The sequence below is a fragment of the Acinetobacter sp. 197 genome (genome assembly GCF_048148385.1).
GTDB classification, from domain to species: Bacteria; Pseudomonadota; Gammaproteobacteria; order Pseudomonadales; family Moraxellaceae; genus Acinetobacter; species Acinetobacter pecorum.
On record NZ_JAYWZK010000009.1, the window covers coordinates 159,277 to 165,610 of the forward strand.

Annotated in this window: 6 protein-coding genes; 2 read left to right on the top strand and 4 right to left on the bottom strand. The window is 40.6% G+C overall.

The annotated features are described in order from the left end of the window. Nucleotides 1-124: 124 nt before the first annotated feature. On the top strand, nt 125-814 hold the full coding sequence (locus tag VXQ11_RS10775) for a TIGR04219 family outer membrane beta-barrel protein (RefSeq protein ID WP_416706020.1): 690 nt from the start codon (nt 125-127) through the stop codon (nt 812-814). A gap of 383 nt (nt 815-1,197) precedes the next feature. Further along, complete coding sequence (locus tag VXQ11_RS10780) at nt 1,198-1,749, top strand: type 1 glutamine amidotransferase domain-containing protein (RefSeq protein ID WP_064096852.1); 552 nt, start codon at nt 1,198-1,200, stop codon at nt 1,747-1,749. Between the two features lie 48 nt (nt 1,750-1,797). Here the strand turns inward: VXQ11_RS10780 and VXQ11_RS10785 are convergent, their stop codons facing one another. From VXQ11_RS10785 to VXQ11_RS10800, 4 genes are all read right to left on the bottom strand, one after another. Continuing rightward, nucleotides 1,798-2,121, bottom strand: coding sequence for an ankyrin repeat domain-containing protein (locus tag VXQ11_RS10785; RefSeq protein WP_416706021.1), 324 nt, complete (start codon nt 2,119-2,121; stop codon nt 1,798-1,800). A gap of 18 nt (nt 2,122-2,139) precedes the next feature. Continuing rightward, on the bottom strand, nt 2,140-2,772 hold the full coding sequence (locus VXQ11_RS10790; protein WP_416706022.1) for a hypothetical protein: 633 nt from the start codon (nt 2,770-2,772) through the stop codon (nt 2,140-2,142). Nucleotides 2,773-2,868: 96 nt separating this feature from the next. Continuing rightward, nucleotides 2,869-4,218 carry an aromatic acid/H+ symport family MFS transporter gene (locus VXQ11_RS10795; RefSeq protein ID WP_416706023.1) on the bottom strand — a complete coding sequence of 450 codons (1,350 nt, stop codon included), beginning with the start codon at nt 4,216-4,218 and terminating at the stop codon, nt 2,869-2,871. Nucleotides 4,219-4,571: 353 nt separating this feature from the next. Next, a complete protein-coding gene (locus VXQ11_RS10800; protein ID WP_416706024.1) occupies nt 4,572-5,936 on the bottom strand; it encodes an MFS transporter in 1,365 nt (454 codons plus the stop codon). Nucleotides 5,937-6,334: the final 398 nt, after the last annotated feature.

Genomic DNA, 6,334 nt, shown 5'->3' on the forward strand with positions numbered 1-6,334 from the left:
TTCAACATCCAAGGATATACATTTTTGAAATTCTCTATATCATGCACTTGCTCAGACATATAAAGAAGATGTTTTTAAGTAACAGACCGGCCCGATTTGAAGCAAGCTATAAGGAAATAGAGCCATGCGCGCAAACATACTCACCTCACTATTATTAGGTTTTGGACTCAGCTCATTCAGTCATGCAGATGTGATTGGCGTAAAAGCTGATCTTAGTTACTGGAATTTTGATGGCTATAGTCAAGACAACAATTTCAAGCATGAACTGGATCGGCAAGGTACCGCACAGCTATCTGTTGCTGTGGAGCATCCTGTACCCTTGCTACCAAATGCGAAAATCAGATATGTCAATCTGGACAGTAACAGCGAACAAAGCTCGCCTGCCAATGCCGCAGATATCAAGCTGAATAACATTGACTATATTCTGTATTACGAACTACTTGATACCGTAGTACATGCCGATATTGGTGCTGGTCTTAGCAATCTGGATGGTACGGTGAGAAACCTGAATGCAGGTGCTCTGAACCAATATGATCTGGATGAATACAGTCCGCTACTCTATGCAACAGTTGGCGTAAAACTGCCATTTACCGGTATGAGTGCCAAAGCCGAGGCCATTTACACGCATGGCAGTGATAGCAAAAAAACCGATGTACAGGCCGAACTGCAATATGACTTTATTGATAATCTGTTGGTCGATGTCGGTGCCAAAGTCGGTTATCGCATGATGCAGGTGGATTTTGAACAGGATCAACGACCAGATTTACGGCTGGAATTTAAAGGTCCTTATATCGGTCTGGATGTACACTTTTAATGACATGCCACTGCTTCAGTCTACACAGCTCAATTTCTCTGCGCTGTTGTAAGCCAAAGCGTACATTGATAAGCGTAATCTGCTGCTAGTAGCCTGTCGGGATGTATATTATCTTATAAACATAGAGAGCAGGATGCTCCAAGAAGACCTAAAAACAAGAATAACATCGCAACACCAGGACGTGAGGTACGACAGGAGTTATACCTAAATCACGAGATACGGAAAAGCCCCGACAGGATGTCGGGGCTTTTTTTCTGCATATTCCTTTTCATATACATTGCTTTATTTATCATTGCTTAACAGTTCCGAGTTAAAACTCCAACATTGTAAAAATCTGCTTGTTGTTAAGCTAAAAATCCTCACATTTTTTGGGAACAGCAATCATGGTAAAAAAGGTCCTCTTTATTACATCCAATCAAGGCGTTGAACATGATGAACTGACTGAGCCTTTAAATTTTTTAAAGTCCAAAGGTTTTGAAGTGATTCATGCCGCAGAAAAAAATGAAGATGTCGCCACTGTCAAAGGTGATACCAAAGCTGCTACCCAATATACGCCGGATACCAGTTTCGACCATGTCGATCTGAATGATTATGATTTGTTGGTGATTCCAGGCGGTACAGTCAACGCGGATACTCTAAGAATCAATCAGGATGCGCAGAAAATCATTCAGCATTTTGCCGACAATCACAAACCGATTGCCGCGATCTGTCATGGGCCATGGGCCTTAATTGATGCAGATCGAATTAAAGATAAGAATCTGACTTCATATAAGAGTATCAAGCTGGATCTGGAAAATGCTGGCGCGAAATGGGTCGATGAAGAAGTTCATCGTTGCAATACCGGCGACTGGGTACTGATTACTTCACGTAATCCGGATGATATTCCGGCCTTTAATGAAGCCATTTTAAAAGAACTTGAAGATGAAGCTGCTTAAGCTCCTACCAATAAAAAAGAACCTCAGCATTGAGGTTCTTTTTTATATTCAGACACCACCAGCCAGACTTTTCAGATAAGCCACAACCTCTTTGTTGCCTGCCATTTCAGCCAGCTCTAAAGCAGTATTTGGACTGCGATGGGCAATATCTGCACCTTTGCTAACCAAGAGTTTAACCACTTCCAGATGATCATTTTCAGCAGCGGCCTGTAAGGCGCTATAGCCTTCTTCGTCGGCGGAGTTGATGTCCAGACCTTCCTGTAGCGCCTGCTCGACTTGTTCAACGTCACCTAAAGATGCCCAGTACACCAGTTCAGGAAGATGCAGTTCATCATCATCTTCAGGGATTGGAGAGAATGAGTTGAGTTTCATAAAATTATCCATTTCAAATTATTTAATTGAAAAATCTTCATTAGCATAACCTACTGTAACCTCAACCGAGATAGGATCACTGGTAGTTTTGATAACCCATACACCGATAAAATTATCGGTTCTTATAGTTGTAAAATACAATGACAATAATGATTCTATTGCTTTAATTTCTTTAGGTAATGTATCAACAAAATTTTTTAAGTTTTTATCATATCCCCATGGATTATCTGCATGAAGATATTTGCCTAATTTGTTATATAACTTTATAAAATCCTTGATCTTTAAAAAATTCTCACTTTTTCTTTCAAAATGGTAATTTCCTTGCTCTACAATTTTAGGTTCTAATAAAGGAATAGGATAAAAATCTTTATTGATTTTTTTTAATATTTCGACGATTGCTTTAGCATTATAATCTTTTCGATAATCATTGCTACTTTCAGCTTTTAATCTAAATTTTGCATACTCTGTTTTATTGGGAGCTATAGCAGCAAAAGCTAACAATTCTAAAGTTTTCCTCAACTGAAGGATTGCCGACTCTAAATAAGCTTGCTTTGAGGAATTTAAATAAATTTCTAAAAATTCTTTTGTAACTTTTAAACGCGATAATGCTTGTTCAATATTCTGTATATAAATATGTTTCAATTCTTCCATATTTTTAATTTTCAAAAATAAATATTAAAAACAAAATATATAATATCTCAAAAATAAAAAAGCCCCCTTTCGGAGGCTTTTTTTAAAACTTAATATTTAAGCTTTAGACACTGCGGGTTCAATTGAACTAATCTTCTCAGACTCATTGTCATGCATGATTAACGCAACAGCAATTGCAGTAATCAGAACTGGTAAACCGACTGCCATAAAGTTGAAGTAGGCTGGCAGGTTCATTCCCAGTAAGCCACCAATCAGGATCGGCCCTACAATCGCACCCATACGACCAATCGCAGAAGACCAGCCAATACCTGTCGAACGTACCGCAAGTGGGTAGAACTGCGCAACATAGCTATATAGCAACATTTGTGAACCAATCGACGCTGCACCGGCCAGGAACACCAGGATGTAAAGTAAGAATTGGTTAGATGCAAAGCCCATTGAGCTCATCACAATTGCACCCATCATACCTAGGAACATCAGTACCGGTTTCAGGTGGAAACGATCCGCAAGAATACCGCCACCCACAATACCTACAACCGCCCCAACGTTCATCACCATCATGAACATCAGACTGTTGTCCATCGAGTAGCCTGCCGCCATCATCAGCTTCGGTAACCAGCTGCTCAGTGCATACATGGTTAACAGACAAGTGAAGAACGCGACCCAGAACAGTAAGGTATTCACCGCACGACCACGACGGAACAAGCTCACCACATTAGCGGCTTCAGGCACATTTTCCTGCGGCAAGGTGAAAGTCGTGTTCTCGGTGACTTTCAGATTTGGTTCCAGGCGACGTACGATGCGACGCGCTTCCGTCTGCTTGTTCTGTTTCACAATGAAGGCAAGTGATTCAGGCAGGAATTTCCAGATCACTGGCAATAAAAACAGGGGAATACCCGCAATAAAGAACATGATTTCCCAACCAAAAGTTGGGGTAAACCATGAGCCTAATAATGCGGCCATTACGCCACCGACTGCATAACCACTAAACATGGTGGTCACCAGCGTACTGCGCATTTTTTGTGGGGCATATTCAGACGTCAATGCCACCAGGTTTGGCATGACACCCCCAATACCTAAGCCGGCAAGAAAACGTAAAATACCGAATTCGGTTGGGTTTGAAGCAAAGCCACCGGCAAAAGTTAAACCACTAAATAATACAATACAGATCATGATCACTTTCTTGCGACCAATCTTGTCCGCTAGGGAACCAAAGATCATCGCACCAAACATCATGCCGGCCAGTGCGGTACTTGCAAGCATTCCGGCCTGCACTGCACTTAAGCCCCAGTCTTGCATCAATAACGGTAAAACCACACCATTAATTGCTAAATCGTAGCCATCAAATAGGATAATGAGTAAACACCAAGCAACTACATTGAAGTGGAAAGGCGTGAATTTCGCATTATCGACTACAGAATTTATATCTACTGTTTCCGTTGTCATCGTTCTCATCTCCCATGAGTACTTGTCCGTAAAATCCTTTTGAATATACGAGTGAATATTCAAGTTTTAGCAATATACGCAAGTGGAATTTGAGGCACAATAAGACTAATTGATATTCTGCTATGCATATTTCAATATCATTTTTTTGCGTGATATATCACGTTTTCATTAAGATAAACTACTGAATATTCGAATCATTGTAATTTTAATTAAACTGAACTTATAACAGGTGTTTGAATTATTTATTTTTTGATTTATTCAATTCTTTATGAACTGTATGCAAAAGCCCCTTTTATCGAAGGGGCTTTTGTCATCCAATAGAAGTTTAAGTCATTGTGATTGGCAAAAAGTGACTAGGTTTTAACCGAATTCAGTTTCTGTTTGGAGAGTAAGGTTTCCGCATTTCTTTCCGCGTTCAGATCTTTGCGTACAATCAGAGCGACTGAAATTGCCCCAATAATGGCTGGAATAGCAACTGCCAGGAAGTTCATCTTGTGTGGCAACTCCATACCCAACAGGAATCCAATAATAATCGGACCGACAATGGCGCCTACCCGACCGACTGCTGAAGCACAGCCAATACCTGTAGAACGGATTGACAGTGGATAATACTGGGCTACAAAGCTGTAGAGCAGAATACTACTACCAATCGCTGAAGCACCAGCAGCGGCAACCAGCAGATAGATCACGGCTTGTGGAGAGTTAAAGCCTAATCCGACCAGTGAAACTGCACCTAGCAGGAACATGCCAATGATGACCGGTTTCAGATGGAAACGGTCAGCCAGAATACCGCCACCAATAGTTCCAATCACTGCACCAATATTCATGGCCATCAGGAACATCAGACTATTACCTAGAGAATAACCCGCTGCCATCATCAGTTTTGGTAACCAACTACCCAATGCATAAACCATCAGCAGACACATAAAGAAGCAGCACCAGAATAATAAAGTACTCATGCTCCTCCCCTGTCTGAACAGGGCAGCAATTGAAGCATCAGGTGCGTGTACTTCATTTAGTACAAACTGGGTACGAGCGGTAGCATTTTGCTCAGGACTGATCTGCTGAACAATTTTACTGGCCTTGTCATTTTGCTGTTTTTTAACAAGAAAAGTTAAAGATTCTGGTAAATAGAACCATAAAACCGGAATAATTAATAATGGAATTCCGGCAATGTAGAACATGATTTCCCAGCCAAAACTTGGGGTTAACCAGGCACCGAGCAAGGCCGCCATAATACCACCCACCGCATAACCGCTAAACATGGTGGTGACTAGAGTACTACGCATTTTTTGTGGCGCATATTCAGAAGTGAGTGCAACCAGATTGGGTAATACACCGCCAATACCTAAACCTGCAATGAAACGCAGGATACCGAATTCAGTCGGATTAGAGGCAAAACCACCCCAGAACGTAAATCCGCTGAACAAGGTTACACAAATCAGAATGACATTTTTTCGTCCAATTTTATCTGCCAGCATACCGAAAAACATGGCACCAAACATCATGCCTGCCAGAGCAGTACTGGCCAGCATTCCGGCTTGAACTGCCGTCATATTCCATTCTTGCATCAGTAGCGGTAAAGCAACACCGTTAATTGCCAAATCATAACCGTCAAAAATCACGACAAATACGCACCAGAGTACGATCTTTAAATGAAAAGGTTTAAACCTTGCCTCATCCACTACAGCATTCACATTTACCGTTGTTGCTGTCATTTTTCCTCACCTCCAATTGTGAGCTTTTTTATTCTATGAAAAAATGAATGGTCATTCACTTTTGTATACAAAATGGATGATTATTTTTACTTTGTCTACTGCAAAACATACCAAGTTAAGTAATTTTAAAAAATTTGGACTAAAGTTTTAGCAGGAATGGTTTTAAATAAAGTGCTAGTAACATAAAGCTAGCTTAATTTAATTATACTTTTCACGTTATTTATATTTTTATTAATCACATTTAATAAGAGTTTCTACTTATCTTTCAATAAATTCCCGCACATAAAAAAACACCCCCGGCCTTTAGACCGGGGGTGTTTCGAATAATGAGCTGGCGATGACTTACTCTCACATGGGTAATCCCACACTACCATCAGCGCTAAGAGGTTTCACTTCTG

What these genes read in the sequence shown, in the direction of transcription:
- VXQ11_RS10775 (WP_416706020.1), top strand. Translation starts at nt 125, where the DNA reads ATGCGCGCAAACATACTCACCTCACTATTATTAGGTTTTGGACTCAGC.
- VXQ11_RS10780 (WP_064096852.1), top strand. Translation starts at nt 1,198, where the DNA reads ATGGTAAAAAAGGTCCTCTTTATTACATCCAATCAAGGCGTTGAACAT.
- VXQ11_RS10785 (WP_416706021.1), bottom strand. Translation starts at nt 2,121, where the DNA reads ATGAAACTCAACTCATTCTCTCCAATCCCTGAAGATGATGATGAACTG.
- VXQ11_RS10790 (WP_416706022.1), bottom strand. Translation starts at nt 2,772, where the DNA reads ATGGAAGAATTGAAACATATTTATATACAGAATATTGAACAAGCATTA.
- VXQ11_RS10795 (WP_416706023.1), bottom strand. Translation starts at nt 4,218, where the DNA reads ATGACAACGGAAACAGTAGATATAAATTCTGTAGTCGATAATGCGAAA.
- VXQ11_RS10800 (WP_416706024.1), bottom strand. Translation starts at nt 5,936, where the DNA reads ATGACAGCAACAACGGTAAATGTGAATGCTGTAGTGGATGAGGCAAGG.